Below are 15,722 nucleotides of genomic sequence, written 5' to 3' on the forward strand. Positions count from 1 at the left end.
CAAGGCTCTTGCGCCAATCAGCTTGCGTAATCGGACCCTTCGTTGTCGAGGACGCGCTTGACCGCCTCGAAGTATTGGAAGATTTCGGCCCTGACCTCCAGCCTCGCGGTTTCCAGAGTCTTACGAACCTTCCCCAACGCTGCGTCCGATATCATCCGCCGCTTACCGGCGGCCATCGCTATCAACTGTGTCATGGCCGCGCGTTCGAGAAAGTAGAGGCTGTGGTACGCTTCCGCGACCGTGTCGCCGGTCGTGACGGCACCATGGTTGGCCAACAACAGGATCTTCTTGTCGCCGAGAACGTCCGCCATCCGTTCGCCTTCCTCCTGGGTATCGGCCAATCCATTGTATTCGTGGTCGTAGGCGATCATGTCACGGAGGACCGCGCCATTCTGACTGGATGGCTCCAGTGTCATGTCCTCCAACTGCGTCAGCGCAGTGGTGTAGGACATGTGCGTGTGCAGGGCACAGGCGATGCCGCGCCGGTGGATCGGTCCGTGGATGCTAACCGCGGAAAGGTTCGCCTGGCCCTCGCCCTTCACAACTTCGCCGTTGAGGGACACTTCGATCAGGTTGGAAGCCTTAGCCTCGGACCAATGCAGGCCGAATTTATTCAGATAGAACCGGTCGGCACGACCGGGCACGGTTAGCGTAAAGTGATTGTCGATGCCCTCTATGAAACCGTCTTTCACCGCCTGCCGGTGGGCGGCTGCAAGGTCAACACGCGCCAAGGCGCGGAGATTGTCTCCCGCTGCTGGACTTTGTTCAACTGTGCTGGGCATTGGTTGGATCCTTTCGAAAGTTGGGCGCGACAGTGCCGCACGCCCGCTCAGAACGCTTGGCCGAAAGTATGAGCCTACACGGCCAGCATTCGCCAATATAATATCCGGGATGGGTGCCATCGCGTTGTCAGATGGAATGAATGTCTTGGCGCGTCATACTTTGCCGGGTCCCAATCATGTCTCATTTCGAAGATGTCGCGGTCGGTCATTTGGAGTAGCTCGGTGCCGGTCTCGGTGACGAGGATGTTGTAGCCCAGTGCAACGGTCGTTCCCCGATACATGAGCTAAACGGCGGGCAGCAATAGCGCGTCGCCCTCGCGCGGGGATTGCAACGGACCCTCAGATCCTTCTTCTCGACGAGCCCTTGTCGACACTCAACGCGAAGCTGCGGCTGGAGTGCGCATCGAACTGAAGGAAATCTTGCGATCAGTGGCGCAACCACCATCGTGGTCACTCACGATCAGGAAGAAGTTCTAACGCCGGAAACTGGAAGCTAAATTTGCAATCATGTTTCTTGAGACCACGCCTGATCGGCTCGTGGGCTCATTTAAGCCGACGGCCGCCGCTTCAGCGGCATATCGCCGTCCAATGCCGAAAGAACCGCGTCCGTATCCGCGCCGAGGGAGCGGCCCAAATGCCTTAAAACGGGAGGCGTCTCCGACATTCCGGGAAGACCCCTTGGCACGGCGAGGCTTCCTACCCTTTCGTCTTGGATCCGTTCAATGTTGCCACGTGCCGCGTATTGGGGGTCTTGGAAAATCTGCGCGATGTTCAGAATGGGTCCGCAGGGTACGCCTGCTTCATTGCAGAGCCGGATGACCTCCGCAGATGGAATGCTGCCCACCCACTGCGCAACAGCATCGTTGATGACTGCTCGCCCCTTTATTCGTTTGGGCCCGGTTTCGAAGGTCTCCGACGTCGCCAAGTCGGCACGACCTATCAACTGGGCAAGCCGCAAGAAGATCTTGTCGGACGAGCATGCCAGGGCTATCCAATTTCCGTCCCCTGCTTGCCAATGGCCGTGCGGCACGACATGGGGGACGTCAGCGCCCATGCGCGTCCGAACCTCACCAAGCTTGTCGTAAACGGGAACGAGCTCGTCCAGCAGCCTGAAAATCGATTCATAGAGCCCGAGGTCGATAACCTGCCCCTTACCCGAGTTTTCTGCGTGGCGCAGAGCAATGAGGACCCCAACGGCCCCCCATAGCCCTGAGCAGTAATCAGCCAGCGACGTCGAGCCTGGCACAACCGGTGGCCCGTCGGGCATGCCCGCAAGAAAGGACAGGCCACTAAACGCGTGCGCAACACGAGCGAACCCCGGCATGGTTCGGTTTGGACCGGACTGTCCATATCCGCTGATCCGGAGAAGCACCAAGGCCGGATTGAGCTCACGCAGAACGTCATAGCTTAGACCCCATTCCTCCAGTGTGCCTGGCCGAAAGTTCTCGAGAACGACGTGCGATGTAGTGACCATCCGCTTGAACGTTGCAGATCCGGACAGTGATCGGAGGTCCAGCACTACACTTTTCTTGTTCCGGCCTTCACTGAGCCAGGTGAGCGTGTCTCCGGCCTCGGAGGGCGTCCCAAACCTACGGAGCGGATCACCGCTTTCAGGCTGTTCGATCTTGATAACCTCGGCTCCGAAGTCCGCGAGGATTGTACCGCTGAACGGCGCAGCTATGAAGGTCGCCGCCTCGAGGACCCTTATCCCCTCCAGAGGGCGTGTACTGTTCACCCTCCCCTCCCTACCGTTGCGGAGTCTTCGATGAACTTCGCCCGTTCGAGGATCGTGTTGCCCATCTTTACATGAGCCATGTCTAGGAGCACTCCGTCAATCGCGATGGCGCCGCTGCCCTGCTCGTTGGACGCACGCAGCGCCGCGATGACGTCCTTAGCCCAGTTGACGTCAGAAGCCGCGGGCGTGAAAACCTCGTTCGCAATGTCAATCTGGCTGGGGTGGATTGCCCACTTTCCTTCAAAGCCAAGGGCGGCAGCACGCACTGCCGAAGCGAAGTAGCCCTCACTGTTCCCGAAATCCGCGTAGGGGCCGTCGATCGGCCTGAGCCCGTTCGCCCTGCAGGCGTTCGCGATTCTCGCGAGGGCGAAGTGCCACTGATCGTTGATCGCGTTGCCGCCCGGACCGTCGACCGAATATCGCGGGCTAGGTCGTCCCACTGCCCGGTCGTATGTCCGCATGTCGATGGAGTAGTCTCCAAGACCGAAGATCATTGCTTCAAGGCGTCCGCTGGACGCTGCGATTTCTTCGGCGTAAGCAAGCCCCCGCGCTGTTTCGACCAGCACTTCGATACCGACGGGGCGGGGACGCGGGTGCTCCTGCCCAAGCCCGCTTATCAGCTGATCGACGAACTGAACATCGAACGCGGACTCCGCCTTGGGAAGAAGAATTAAGTCGAGGCGCGGGCATCGCGAAACGACCTCTATGATGTCGCGATGGGCCCATGCCGTGCCGAGCGAGTTGACACGCACCGCCATCTGCTTGTTACCCCATTTGATCTCATTGAGGAATCGGATTGCCATTTCACGCGCCTTGTCCTTGAGGTTTGGCGCTACGGCATCCTCCAGATCCAGAAAAATCGCGTCCGCGTTGCTGGATACGGCCTTCGGAATAAAATTGTCACTGGTCGCGGGGACAGCGAGTTCCGATCGCTGGAGACGTCTCGTGGGCACTTTGGGCTCCTTCTATAATTGTTAGCATGGATGGAGCTCGCAGGTTAGTGCGTCTGTTCTGCACGCCCCGTTGTGTTCAGATATTAGTCGAGCTCCTCCGCCCCGCCCTCGCTGACGCGTCAGCCAAGCGGGCTGCGTTACCCACTCACTGGATGCGCACAGTCGGCCATTCACTTTGCCAGCCAGCACGCAGCCAGGTGCTGCGGTCCGACTTCGATGGCCGGCGGCTCCTCTTGCCTGCAGCGATCGAAAGCCAGTGGGCAACGAGGATGGAATCGGCATCCTTTCGGCACGCGCGCGGCACTTGGAACCTCGCCTTGCAGAGCGGGCAGCTCGGCGCGACCTGCGTTGCCGCCAATCTGCGGGGTGGCATTGCGTAGAGCGACGGTATACGGATGGCGAGGATTGAACGTGATCTCGTCGGCACTACCGATCTCGACCAACTTTCCAAGATACAAGACGGCAATCCTGTCGGCGATCAACCAGGCAAGAGGCAGGTCGTGGGTAATGAACAGCAGCGCCATGTTGTGTTTGTCGCGCAGGTCAACCAGGACCTGAAGAATTTGCGCGCGTATCGAGACATCAAGCATCGAGACAGGTTCGTCGGCAACGATGAGCTCCGGCCTGACGGCAAGCGCTCCGGCAATGACAACCCGCTGGCGCTGCCCGCCAGATAGTTCATGTGGGAAGCGGGCGAAGAAGTCACCGGGAGGATTGAGTCCGGCTGCAGCAAGAGCTTCGCCCACCCGCTCGGCGAGTTGGGTGCCGTTCTCGACCAGGCGCAGGGACCGCAACGGCTCCGCCACAACGTCGAACACGGTGTGTCGCGGATTGAGCGCCTGATACGCGTCCTGAAAGATCATTTGGACGCGGTGCCGGTAAGGACGCAGGGCCGAGGCGCCTCGCTCCGACGTCATATCGCGGCCTTCGAACAACAACCTGCCGCCTGTCGGTTGGGCAAGCTTTGTGATGACGCGGCCTACCGTCGTCTTACCGCTTCCCGATTCCCCGACCAGGGCGACGATCTCACCCCGCCGGATGTTGAGGTCGATCCCATCCACCGCGCGCACGGCGCCGGCAGGTCGGCCCAGGACACGGTCGAACAGCCCGCCTTGGGTCGGAAAATGGACCTGCAGGCTCTCAAGACGCAGGATATCGGCGGTGTCAGGCATGAGCTGCGACCTTGCCTTCTTGCGTCAAGGACCGGTGGAGGTGGCAGGCGACGCGTCCTCGCCCGAACTTATCGAGGCTTGGGACTTCGGTCGCGCAAATCCCCATGGCCGACGGGCAACGTGGATGGAAGGCGCAGCCTGAGGGTCGATTCACCAAGTTGGGGGGATCACCGGGTATTGGCCGAATGATCCGTTTGCCGCTCGCTGGGTTCGGGATCGATTCGATCAGCAGGCGGGTGTAGGGATGTTTAGGCTGGGCGAAAATCTCGGCGACAGTGCCATCCTCGACGATCCGACCCGAGTACATGATCATCACGCGATCACAACACTCAGCCACCACAGAAAGGTCGTGGGTGATCAAAATGAGGGCAAGGCTAAGCCTCGATCGCAACTCCCCCAGCAGCTTCAGGATCTGAGCTTGTGTGATAACGTCGAGCGCCGTGGTCGGCTCGTCGCCGATGATAATCGAGGGGCGACATGCGAGCGCCATTGCAATCATCACCCTTTGACGCATGCCGCCCGACAACTCGTGGGGATAGACGGCGCCGCGATCTGCCGGAATGCCGACAAGTTCGAGCAGCTTCCTTGCTCGGGCGATTGCGTCAGCCTTCGACATCCCGAGCTTCAGCATGCATGGCTCGGCGATTTGCTTGATGATGCGGTGAACGGGATTGAGCGCATTCATCGCGCCCTGAAAGACGACGGACGTCTCGCTCCAGCGGTGTGGCCGCATCGCCGCATCATCGTCGATCGGCAGTCGGTTACCACGATAGCGCACCTCGCCGCTGCCGACCCGCGCGTTGGGTGATAGCAGACCCGCGAGCGCCATTGCAGTCGTGGTCTTGCCACTGCCCGATTCACCGACGAGGCCAACGGCCTCTCCGGCTCGAAGCGCGAAGCTGACGCTGTCGATCGCGCGCGATGAAACACCCTTGAGCCCGTAGTCGACAGAGAGCCCGTTGACTTCCAGAAGCGGAGCCTTGTCTTGGGAGGAGTTTGTCATGGAATAACCCTCCGCCGTGGATTGAACGTGTCGTCGAGGGCATTGCCAATCAGAACGAAGCTAAGCGAAACCGTGAGGACGCACAGTCCGGGGGCGCCGAGGTACCACCAGGCTCCGGCACTGGCTGCACCGGCGCGCTGAGCGAGCGAAAGCAAAGTACCCCAGGAAGGCTGCAACGGATCGCCAAGCCCGAGGAACGAGAGCGACGTCTCGACATAAATTGCGCCGGCGACGACCAGGGCACCATTCGCTGCGATTTGCGGCACGAGATTGGGGAGGATGTGCCGCATCATGATGCTGAAATTAGTACTACCCACAACGCGCGCACGATCAATGAATGTTCGTTCCTTAAGTGACAGTGTCTGACTGCGAACGATACGTGCAACGAATGCCCAGCTTGTCATGCCGATAACGACAAGGGTCACAAAAAGAGAAGGACGGAAGCCGAGGATTTCTCCGCCCCGCCCCATAGCCTCGAGAACCACGGGTGTAATGACCAGCGCCAGTACGAAGGACGGCATGACAAAAAAGAAGTCCGTCAAGCGCATCAGCCAGACGTCAACCCTGCCACCATAGTAGCCAGCCGTCATACCGATCGTAGTCCCAACGACGAGGCTTATGACAGTCGCCAGCAGCGCGATAGTGAGCGAGATCCGGGCACCATGGACGACCAGATTCAGCACGTCCCGCCCGACTTCGTCCGTGCCGAGCAGATGCTCGCCTGATGGGGGCACGAGGAAATCGCCGGATGCATTGATCGCGGTCTGGAGCGGTCCCACCAGAATATTGGGGACCGCTGCCACAGTGAGGAAGAATACCAGACACAGCAAGCCAAGCCGAGCACCGCCATGGCCAAGAAACTGGCCTAGAAAGGCCTTGATAGCTCGCGCCCGGCTATGCCGCGAATATTGCACAGTACTTTCACTCATTACCGGATTCGCGGATCAAGAAGGCCGTAAGCAAAATCGGCTACGAGGTTTGCGATGACAATCGAGCCGCCGAGCAACAGGAATACTCCTTGAAGGACTGGGTAGTCCCGCGCATTGAGCGCCTCGACCGTCAGGCCGCCGATCCCCGGCCAAGCGAATACGGCTTCGACGGTTATGGCACCGGCCACCACGTAGCCGAGATTGAGAGTAATCAGGGTCACGACCGGCAGCATCGCATTCCGAAATGCATGACGCATGAGCATCTGACCATTGGTCAGTCCTTTGGCCCGTGCGGTTACCATGTAGTCTTCGGTGACGACCTCGCTCATTGCCGCACGTGCCACCACAACGTATTGGCCGATTAGCCCAAGAGCCACCCCGGTGACCGGGAGCGCGAGATGCCGTAGGTAATCGAGCAACGAATCAAGGGAGCCCGTGCTCACGCCGGGCGAGTATGCACCATAACCCGGAAGCCAGCCCAACGACGTGCTGAAGATCACGACCAGGATCATCCCGAGCCAGAACGACGGCGTCGAGTAGAGCGCCAGAGAGGCTCCCGTGGCGATATGATCGACGGCTCCTCCCCTGCGCCAACCCGCATATACGCCAAGCATAACCCCGCACAGGATGGCGATCAATTGGGCTAGACCGACCAGGACGATGGTGGCCGGCAAGCGTTCCAGAATCAGGTCAGCGACATGCCTGCCCCTGAATTTGAAGCTGAAGCCCAAATCGCCACGCAGAGTTGCCGACAGGTAGTCGACCACCTGGTCCGGGAATAGCGGCCGATCGAGGCCCCAGTTCTGGCGCTGGGCCTCGATCTGCTCAGCGGTCACGCTGGTGCGCGCCCCGCCAAGCAGAAGCGATGCAGGGTCGCCTGGAATGACCCGGAACAGGATGAAGTTTAGCGTCGCCACCATCACAAGCGTCACCACCGCCCTTAGCAGGATGCTAGCAATGCGCCGACCCGCCCCGCGTCCCTGGACCATCTTAAACCGGCCTCAGGCGATCGAGCGGGAACCAGCCCCACACCGACACCGCGTCCTCCGTTCCCCAGGCCTGGAAGCAATCCTTGCGGTGGGCCTCGAGGAGGAAGGGGTAACAGAGCATGATATAGGGGGCTTCGGTGTAGATAAGGCGCGTTGCCTGAACGACCAGCTCCTGGCTCCTCTTGAGGTCGACGGCGACTTCGGCTTCAGCCATGAGCTTATCGAATTCGTCATTTGTCCAGTACGATCTGTTTTGGCTACCGATGAGCTTGCTGCTGCCCAGGCCGAGCAGATCGTGAGGCGTGGGTGACAGCCAAGTCCCAGAAACGACCAGGTCCCAGCCTCCGCCGCCCTTCTCCGGAGCTGCGTAGCGGGCTTGGAGTGCGCCGGAGTCGAGCTGGGTCACCGATACGGGAATGCCTATTTGTCCCAACCAGCCAGCAATGAGCTGCACGGCCGCGATCGGCATCTCGAGGGTACCGGAGGAGGTTGCGGTAATCAGCTCAAGCTGGAAGCTTTTTCCTTCCTTGTCCTCCCTGACGCCATCGCCATTTGTGTCCCGATAACCGGCAGCATCGAGCCGGCGAGCCGCCTCGGCAAGATCAAAGTGGCGCCTGATGTCGGCCAAATCCGAGTAATAGTCCGTCGCTAAAGGCATGACTAGCCCCACGCCAGGGTCGGCATGCCCGCGGAGGGCGCGATCGACGATGGTCTTCTGGTCGATCGCATATCCAATCGCATCGCGAAACGCCGGATCCTGCAGGGCCTTAGTGCTGCCTGCCCCCTTTCCAGGGAGAGTGTTGAATGCCAGGAAATTCCTCTGCTCGATGCGCGATTGACCGACCGCGATATCGGGATCGCTGCTGAGGTCGGCCCACTGGGCAGGCGTCAGGCCAACTCCGTAGTCGAGACTGCCACTCTTCAGACTTTGGCCGATTGGATCGGCCGTGGCGAAGAAATTAAGGTTCATGCCGGCCGTCGCCGGCTTCCCTGTGCGGAAATGCTCGTTCGGCACGAAACGGGCAAATTGGCCCTGTTGGAACTCTGAGACGATCATCGGCCCCGTGCCCACCAGTGGCGGGTCGTTGCGGAAAGTGCTACGCGCATCGGCGTAACTAATGTCCTTCCAAATGTGCTGAGGAACAATCAACGTCCAGTTGTCCACTGGCCAGCGTGTGGGAGACTTGGTCACGATCTGCACGGTCTCGTCATCGATGGCCGCGATGAACTCAACGTTCTCCAAACCGCCAGTGTTGTTCCAGCCAACGTTCAGATCATCGGGCGTACCGATGGAATCACGCAGATAATTGTATGTGAATGCCACGTCTCTGGCTGTAGCCGGCTGGCCGTCCGACCACTTCATCCCGGGCCAGATCTTGAATGCCCAGGTAAGGTTGTCGTCGGCAACGGACCATTCTCTGGCAAATCCCTTGCGATCATCGTGACGCTGGGCATCCACGCCGACCAGAAAGTCATAGCTGAAGAATGTTGGCCAAGCCGCTCCCCAGGTGGCAAAGGGGTTCAGCGTGTCCGGGGCATACATACAACCGATGCGTACGATGTGATCGTCGCATGACGAGGCGAACGCGTCCGAGCCCAAAAAGAAAGGCGCAGTCGATCCTAACAGCATCGCCTTCATGACCGCACGGCGACTTAGTGGCCATTTGTCCATGTTGTGTTTCCTCCCAGTTTGGTTTGCTTTCGCCGCATGCAGCTGCGAAGCATTCCTGTACATCGCCTAAGCGATAACAGGGTCGTCCCCTATTTTCTGGCTTCAAGGAATGCGAGGCGATCTCCGAATTGGCAAACATAGAATCGATATCGCGCCCATCTAGGATCTAGATGGCACGCTGGACGTTTTGTAAGAGTTCGTCCGATGATTTTAATCATGAGCGAGGTCAAGCCCACAATCATCTTCGGTTGCATGCGGCGGCGCAGCATCACCTTCCCAGCGGCGTCCACCCGCCAACGCTTGGAGCTGTTCTTGCCGCCCTCAATTCCCAGCCTCATGGTCGTCACGGTCTTCATTCTCCCGACTTCAAACGCCGGTATCCTGGCCGACGCCTCAAAGAAGGATGGGCCATAGTGTCCGCACAGGCACTGGAGCAGGACCTGCCTGCCGGACATCCTGAGCCACCGTCGAGGCCGGTTCGACGGTCAACCCGATCTCGATCCCACCAAACTTTTCTTCCTCGAGACCGGCTTGTCGACCCAGATGGCGCGCCTGTCCGCCCGAGCGCTGGCGCGTCGGCGTGCGGCATGGCCACTGCAACCACGACCTCTACCGCGGCACTGCACCTTGGCGGCATGGCCTGCCCTTCGTCTACGACAGCACCATGAACAGCGCCTCTTCCGTATGTCGAGCAGGTGCTGGTCCGACCCTGGCACCGGCCGATTTCGTTTATAGGGACATCTATCGAGGCCCCGTCGGGCAAAAGAAATTTTGAAGAGACCACCCCGTGTCTGGTGCTAGACTGGTGCCCGTCCATAAACGGTAAATTGCTGATATTATCGGACTAATTGCAGTTTTTCTGCGGCCAAAACCCAGCGACTTCAGGTACACTTTAGCATCAAGCGACTCATCCTAAAGACAAACCCGCACCGCCGGAGCCCGATAATACGCCAAGAACGCACCATCCAGGCCAGTAAATTCGATCTGTTCGAGCAGGAGATCGGCCGCGAACTGCAGGCGATATCGTATTGGCTGGACGCGCATTGTGATGTGCTGAGCCAGAGTGGCCGAGGATCTGCGTCGGCGCGGTCTCAAGGAGACCGGCCGGCAGGGCGTGCCGCGGAGGCGGTGCTGCGCTGCGCGCTGCTCAAACAATACCGCCAGTTGAGTTATCAGGAGCTGGCGTTTCATCTGGAAGATTCCGCATCGTTCCGAGCCTTTGCCCGGCTGCCGTGGGGATGGAGCCCGAAGAAGTCGGGTTGCACAAGACGATCAGCGCGTCGGGCGGAAACCTGGGAAGAGATCAATCGGAGGCTGTTGACGAGCGCCCGGCGGAACAGGTGGAAAACGGCAAGGTCGTGGGTGTCGACAGCACCGTCACCGCAGCATTCATCCACGCGCCGAGCGACAACAGCCTGTTGTGGGACGCCGTGCGGGTGATGGTGCGGCTGCTCTACGCGGCCGATGCCTTGGGCAGCGCCACCCCATGGCATGATCACTGCCGCGCGGCGAAGAAGCGGGCCCGGACGATCGAGTATGCCAGCCGTCTCCAACGGGTGAAGCCCTATCGCGAGCTGCTCAGGATCACGCGCACCACGTTGAGCGATGTTCAGCAGGCGGCACAGCAGTTGCCTCTGGCCGCAGGTCCAGCCGTCGAACTCTGGCAGGCCACCGTCTGCCACCCGCTGATCGAGCAGATCATCGCCCAGACCGAGCAGCGGCTCCTGGGCGGCGAGGCGGTGCCGCCGATGCGACGCCGATGGCCTTGGCGCACCTGGCCGAGGTGGGATTCTACCGCGAGGTGCGGGTGAAAGGTTATGGCAGCATGCTGATCCGCACGCTGGTCGCCGCGCGCACGAGGCTGGTCAAGATCACGACCGAGCTATCCAACCAGATCCGCGAGCTCATGAAAACGTTCGGGCTGGTCGTTCCTCGAAGCAAAGGTGGCAAGTTCGAAGACAATGTCGAGCGCCTGCTTGCCGGTCAGGAAGAGCTTGCGCCTATACCTGCCGGTTCTTGAAGCCTGGCGCCGGCATGCGCACCCGTGCCCCTCGCTCGCCGTGCGCTGGCGACAAGCTGCCGTCCAAGCTCGGCTATGCCAGTTGCTCATGTCGATCCCAGGGGTTGACGCGGTCACCGCAACCTCGTTCACAACCGCCATCGAGGATCCCGCTAACTTCAAGAAGTCGCGGTCGGTCGGCGCGTGGTTGGGGCTGACAACCCGCCGTTACCAATTCGGCGAAGTCGGTTATGACGGCCATATCTCACGCCGCGGCGACGCTCATCTACGCGGATTGCTCTATGAAGCGGCGACAGTGATCCTGACGCGCACCCACGCCGAAAGCGACCTACGGAAATGGGGCTGAAGCTGAAAGAGGTCGCGGTTGCACGCAAGCTGGCCGTCATCATGCACTCAACGCTGAATCCGGCGAGCTGTTCAGCGGGGCGACCAGCATCATGGCCTGACACACCAAGCTCACATGCGCCTGCCCTGCGTCCCTGCCGGGACGTGGATCGACCATTCCGTTGAGGCTGTTCGCTCAGATACAAACCGCTCAGCGCCTCCTAGCCGGAAACCGCGTGATTTGATTGTCCACCAAATTAACAAGTCCGGGGTCGTTTCTGCCATCTAGACATTAGATTGGCGGAATCTCGAAACTGCATTTGACGAAGAGTAAAACCCGGGATCAATTGCTGGTGTCCTCTGAAAGACTTTGACTTTTCGCTGCGCAGCCGGCGGCGATCGCCTCCATAGGCCCCCAGCGGAGTGGCAAATTATAATCGCACACTAAGCGCCCCCTTTGTCGGACATCGGGCTAAGAAGGACAACTGCATTGAAGCTAAGTGAAACAATTGAGCAATCATCACTCATTGCCGACTCCTTGACCCCACGCGTTTTCGAGATCCCATTGCCCGAAGGAAGGTCCGTCCGCGCATATGAGACTGGCCCGTCAGATGCTCCCGTGGTGGTTGGGATCCACGGGACCCCAGGCAGCGGGATGGACGGGATCGTGAACTACGTGGCCAGCGGCGCAGTCTTCTGCCGCTTCGTCACTTTCGATCGGCAAGGCTACGGGGGCTCGACCCCGATGCCCGGGCGAAAAGTGAGCGACATTGCAGCAGTCGTGAAGGCTGTTCTTGACCGTCTAGCGGTCGAAGTCGCAGCGGTGTATGGGATCTCTGGTGGCGGGCCACACGCCCTTGCCACCGCAGCACTGCTGCCCGAGCGCATTTTGCGCGTGGCGTCCCTCGGCGGGATTGGCCCGAGCTTTGGTCCAGGGTTCGACTACGCAGTCGGGCAGGTTCCGCTCATGCGGGAGGAAATCTTGGTGGCGCGATCCGGCCCAGACGCGTCACGCGAATACTACAGGCGAGCCGTCTCCCAATTGAACACCCCGGAAATTGAGAAACAGGTGTATTCGGAAAATGACCGTCGCATAGGACGTTTCAGGAGTGAGGTGCTGGCTCCAGTAAGGCAGAAGATTGAACAACAGCTCGGCTTGCCTGACTCCAGGTACTCACAGGAGGATGCTTACGTTGATGACTTCCAATCATTCGCGTCACCGTGGGGTTTCGAGCTCGGCTCGATAGGAATACCTGCACGGTTCTTTCACGGCCTCGCAGATATGATGGTCCCGCCGCGTCACTCCGAGTGGCTGCAGAGCCAGATCCCAAATGCTGGATTGGAGCTATTCCCCAACGTAGGGCATCGCTTGGACCAGCTCATGCCACACGTGTTTGCATGGCTAGTGCCGAATGAGACATAGACGCGCCATTCGGAACGCGCCGCAAAGGCCCTCGCTCACCGCGCTCGCCGAAACCGTCGTAGCAAAGCCTTCCGGAGACATATCCGCGGCGTAGGCTGCGTAGAGAATGTGGGCGCCTACCAGTTTGACGGCATCGTCATATTCGGTCCTGGATAGGAGATGAGATCAGCGGCGCTGTTGAACTGCCTGGGGTTGACGAAGAGCGCCACGATCACCCGATCGGCCTTTGCGAGTGCGGCTCGCACCAAGCTGGATGCCCCTCGTGGAGAGCGCCCATGGTCGGCACGACAGCCAATTTCAAACCATCTCGGCGCCACACGGTTAGATGCTGCGCAGTTCCGCAACCGTCCGAGTAATTCGTTCCGATTTGAAGGCGGCCATTCTCGAACTGATCCTGGGTTTCGTTGATGTTTGGATCGGGTTACATTTCGGGTCAAGCTTGCGGTATTTCAGTTGCGACAGGCGAGTGCTGTTTCCGCATGCTCTCGCCGGTCCAGCGCGGACTGATACGGCTTCAGCCCGTTGCGCTCGATGTCGCGAAACAGGCGCAGGATGCCCAGACATGTTCGAAAGCCCTGTTCGCGGTGCGGACGGCTGGCGAGAACTGCGACGACCAGACCTTCGGTCTGCGGACCGATCGACGTGGCCCAACGCCGGAAGCGCTCCAGTGTCCATTCGGCATAGCGCCAGTGGGAACTGGGCATGTGATCCGGATCGTTCCGGCGAGGACCTCCATAGCGGTGCTGATGCACGGCGACGCGCTTGCCGCGGTGGAAGATCACGATGGTGCGCGCCATTGCCCTCAGTTGACCTGCTGGAGAATGAGGTTGTGCGGCACGGAATACAAGAAGGGCTTGAACTCGACGTGGTAATCCGTCGAGACGCGGCCGAACGCCATTCGGCAACTCGTAGCCTTCGCTCGGAAGGCTCGCGAGTGCGGCACGCTCGACACTCTCGAACAGTTGCCGGCGACTGACGCCCAGCCGGCGCATGACGTGGTCGTTGATGCGATCGAGTGCCTGGCCAATGGCGGCATTGGCTTCAGCCAGCGAGAAGAAGGTCTGATTGCGCAGGCTCCCCATAATAAATGCATGACTGGGCGAAACGGACGCCATTCTCGAGGCTTTCTTGGCCGTGCCGGAAGAACGCCGACGCCATAATGGGATGCCATCATGCCGTAGCTGCGGTTGATCTCGGGATCGTAGAAACTGGCGCGGCTGACGCCAGACTTCAGATTGTCGGGAACGATCAGCCGGGGGACGCCTCCGAAGAAACGAACGGGGAGCGTTCGCGTCCAAGTTGCCTCCGGATAGGTGAAGCTGGATGCGCCGAGCACCGCCACGAAGATCTCCGCCTCGCGGATCTGACCGGTCCTGCGATCAACAATCGGGATCTTCTTGTCGGAATAGTCGACGAAGACCTTGTCGCCAGCGGCATGCTCCCGGCGCATCGTCGGCGAAAGTCGCTGCTCGAAACTTCTATAGAGCTCACAACAGCGACTGTAGCCGTATTCTTCGGGGTGCAACCCACGATACTCCTCCCAGAGGATGAGCAAGGTGACGCCGGGCTTCTTGAGCTCGACGGCAAGATCGGCCCAGTTCGGTTCTGCGCGTCGTCTCGTGCCCTGTTTGACGCCGTTGCGACTGAAGAGCTTGTGCTCAAGCGCATCGTCGGCCAGGCCCCTCGGCAAGGGCCAGCTCAATCCAACCGCTGCTGCGCGCTGCAGATCACCCTGCCGGTGCTGCGCGCTATTCCCAAGACGGCCGCAATCTGTCGGGAGCTGGTCCCGCTTCCCGCAGCCGAAGCATTTGTCTCAACGGTCTCATGGTCAGCCCTTCTCTTTGCCCGCATCAAAATCTCCCCGTTTATCGCGGGGCATTTGATGCCAAAGATGCTGACCCAGGAGCTAAGCTTCAGTGCCTAAAACCGGCCGGCTTTTGATTGGAATGGTGGCCAGTCTTTGATCGGAATGGCGGCCGGCTTCACGTCGGAATCCGCAAGGGATGGGCGGAGGAAGTCGGTGGAAAAGCGTACGATGAGCGCTGGCAGCGAGCTGTTGTCGCGTTTGGTTTCGATGGCCGCGAATGGAATGAGGAACTGGTTCTCCAGCGCCATGAACTGCTCTACGAGGCTGCGTTGGTGAAGGAAGCGGCCCGTGGCTGGATTGGCGAACACTCGTCGCCCGTTGTCAGCTGAGCGATGACGGGGGATCAACGTCGCATCCTGGCGACCGGCATGGCACGGCTGCGTACGACGATCAAACATCACCTGGTGGTCTTCGGATTGATGGGGCCGATGCCGCTCATCAGCGAAGCCGTGCACGGCAAAGGTGCAGTCCTGATCGATGAAACCGGCCGGTGCTTTCTGGAGGCCGTGCCGGGACTGTCAGGAATTCTGTGCGCGAGGCCGGTTTCGTCATTGGCTGACGAACCTGTCGCCGAAGACGACGGCGAACTGGGTCTTTGCCTCGAACCACTCGCGCGGCGGTCGTTTCCATTCCTCGGCCGCGTGGTTCAGCACCAGATATAGCAGCTTCATGGCCGCATCGTCACTTGGGAAGTGTCCCCGGGTGCGGACGGCGCGGCGCAGCTTGGAGTTCAGCGCCTCTATGGCGTTGGTAACCGGTATGATCATGACGGTGCCATCCGATCCCCGCTGGAGATGAGCGATTTTCGGCGTATGGTGCGACCATCCGGGACAGGGGCACCGGGAGCACGCCA

At 60.1% G+C, this 15,722-nt stretch carries 15 protein-coding genes and 4 pseudogenes; 6 read left to right on the plus strand and 13 right to left on the minus strand.

Annotated elements, in window-relative coordinates:
* Positions 1 to 17: 17 nt before the first annotated feature.
* The 8 genes from NKI22_RS30310 to NKI22_RS30345 form a co-directional block, all read right to left on the minus strand.
* On the minus strand, positions 18 to 782 hold the full coding sequence (locus NKI22_RS30310; RefSeq protein WP_352959562.1) for a class II aldolase/adducin family protein: 765 nt from the start codon (positions 780 to 782) through the stop codon (positions 18 to 20).
* A gap of 547 nt (positions 783 to 1,329) precedes the next feature.
* Positions 1,330 to 2,517, minus strand: coding sequence for a CaiB/BaiF CoA transferase family protein (locus NKI22_RS30315; protein WP_352959565.1), 1,188 nt, complete (start codon positions 2,515 to 2,517; stop codon positions 1,330 to 1,332).
* On the minus strand, positions 2,514 to 3,470 hold the full coding sequence (locus tag NKI22_RS30320; protein ID WP_352959567.1) for an HpcH/HpaI aldolase/citrate lyase family protein: 957 nt from the start codon (positions 3,468 to 3,470) through the stop codon (positions 2,514 to 2,516). The genes NKI22_RS30315 and NKI22_RS30320 overlap by 4 nt, the downstream gene beginning before the upstream one ends.
* 170 nt (positions 3,471 to 3,640) lie before the next feature.
* Positions 3,641 to 4,642 carry an ABC transporter ATP-binding protein gene (locus tag NKI22_RS30325; protein ID WP_352959569.1) on the minus strand — a complete coding sequence of 334 codons (1,002 nt, stop codon included), beginning with the start codon at positions 4,640 to 4,642 and terminating at the stop codon, positions 3,641 to 3,643.
* Positions 4,635 to 5,645, minus strand: a complete 1,011-nt coding sequence (locus NKI22_RS30330) for an ABC transporter ATP-binding protein (RefSeq protein WP_352959571.1) — start codon at positions 5,643 to 5,645, stop codon at positions 4,635 to 4,637. The genes NKI22_RS30325 and NKI22_RS30330 overlap by 8 nt, the downstream gene beginning before the upstream one ends.
* Positions 5,642 to 6,574, minus strand: coding sequence for an ABC transporter permease (locus NKI22_RS30335; protein WP_352959573.1), 933 nt, complete (start codon positions 6,572 to 6,574; stop codon positions 5,642 to 5,644). The genes NKI22_RS30330 and NKI22_RS30335 overlap by 4 nt, the downstream gene beginning before the upstream one ends.
* On the minus strand, positions 6,574 to 7,563 hold the full coding sequence (locus NKI22_RS30340) for an ABC transporter permease (RefSeq protein ID WP_352959575.1): 990 nt from the start codon (positions 7,561 to 7,563) through the stop codon (positions 6,574 to 6,576). Before NKI22_RS30340 ends, NKI22_RS30335 begins: the two co-directional genes overlap by 1 nt.
* A 1-nt stretch (position 7,564) precedes the next feature.
* Positions 7,565 to 9,235 (minus strand): ABC transporter substrate-binding protein, encoded by a 1,671-nt coding sequence (locus NKI22_RS30345; RefSeq protein ID WP_352959577.1) that lies wholly within the window; start codon positions 9,233 to 9,235, stop codon positions 7,565 to 7,567.
* A gap of 216 nt (positions 9,236 to 9,451) precedes the next feature.
* On the opposite strand from NKI22_RS30345, the gene NKI22_RS30350 reads away from it, so the two are divergent.
* From NKI22_RS30350 to NKI22_RS30370, 5 genes and pseudogenes are all read left to right on the plus strand, one after another.
* Positions 9,452 to 9,649, plus strand: coding sequence for a hypothetical protein (locus NKI22_RS30350; protein WP_352959579.1), 198 nt, complete (start codon positions 9,452 to 9,454; stop codon positions 9,647 to 9,649).
* 531 nt (positions 9,650 to 10,180) lie between these two features.
* Positions 10,181 to 10,980, plus strand: a pseudogene (locus NKI22_RS30360) (transposase); the annotation flags it as partial.
* Positions 10,981 to 10,984: 4 nt separating this feature from the next.
* Positions 10,985 to 11,263, plus strand: a pseudogene (locus NKI22_RS31545) (IS110 family transposase); the annotation flags it as partial.
* Between the two features lie 68 nt (positions 11,264 to 11,331).
* A pseudogene (locus tag NKI22_RS31550) lies at positions 11,332 to 11,765 on the plus strand (transposase); the annotation flags it as partial.
* Positions 11,766 to 12,201: 436 nt separating this feature from the next.
* A complete protein-coding gene (locus NKI22_RS30370; RefSeq protein ID WP_352959592.1) occupies positions 12,202 to 13,002 on the plus strand; it encodes an alpha/beta fold hydrolase in 801 nt (266 codons plus the stop codon).
* Positions 13,003 to 13,011: 9 nt separating this feature from the next.
* Here the strand turns inward: NKI22_RS30370 and NKI22_RS30375 are convergent.
* From NKI22_RS30375 to NKI22_RS30385, 3 genes and pseudogenes are all read right to left on the minus strand, one after another.
* Positions 13,012 to 13,383: pseudogene (locus tag NKI22_RS30375) on the minus strand (pantoate--beta-alanine ligase); the annotation flags it as partial.
* Between the two features lie 68 nt (positions 13,384 to 13,451).
* A complete protein-coding gene (locus tag NKI22_RS30380; protein WP_352959581.1) occupies positions 13,452 to 13,799 on the minus strand; it encodes a hypothetical protein in 348 nt (115 codons plus the stop codon).
* Between the two features lie 5 nt (positions 13,800 to 13,804).
* A complete protein-coding gene (locus NKI22_RS30385) occupies positions 13,805 to 14,557 on the minus strand; it encodes a hypothetical protein (protein WP_352959583.1) in 753 nt (250 codons plus the stop codon).
* A gap of 99 nt (positions 14,558 to 14,656) precedes the next feature.
* Here NKI22_RS30385 and NKI22_RS30390 point away from each other — a divergent pair, with 99 nt between their 5' ends.
* On the plus strand, positions 14,657 to 14,926 hold the full coding sequence (locus tag NKI22_RS30390) for a hypothetical protein (RefSeq protein WP_352959585.1): 270 nt from the start codon (positions 14,657 to 14,659) through the stop codon (positions 14,924 to 14,926).
* On the opposite strand, the gene NKI22_RS31555 is transcribed toward NKI22_RS30390, so the two are convergent.
* Both NKI22_RS31555 and NKI22_RS30400 read right to left on the minus strand, forming a co-directional pair.
* Entirely contained in the window at positions 14,923 to 15,324 is a 402-nt protein-coding gene (locus NKI22_RS31555; RefSeq protein WP_502897729.1) for a hypothetical protein, read from the minus strand. The two genes, NKI22_RS30390 and NKI22_RS31555, sit on opposite strands and share 4 nt — an antisense overlap.
* Positions 15,325 to 15,417: 93 nt before the next feature.
* On the minus strand, positions 15,418 to 15,722 hold a 305-nt coding region (locus NKI22_RS30400; protein WP_352959587.1), incomplete at its 5' end, for a transposase.

This window comes from Mesorhizobium sp. M0778 (genome assembly GCF_040320105.1).
Lineage (GTDB): Bacteria > Pseudomonadota > Alphaproteobacteria > Rhizobiales > Rhizobiaceae > Mesorhizobium.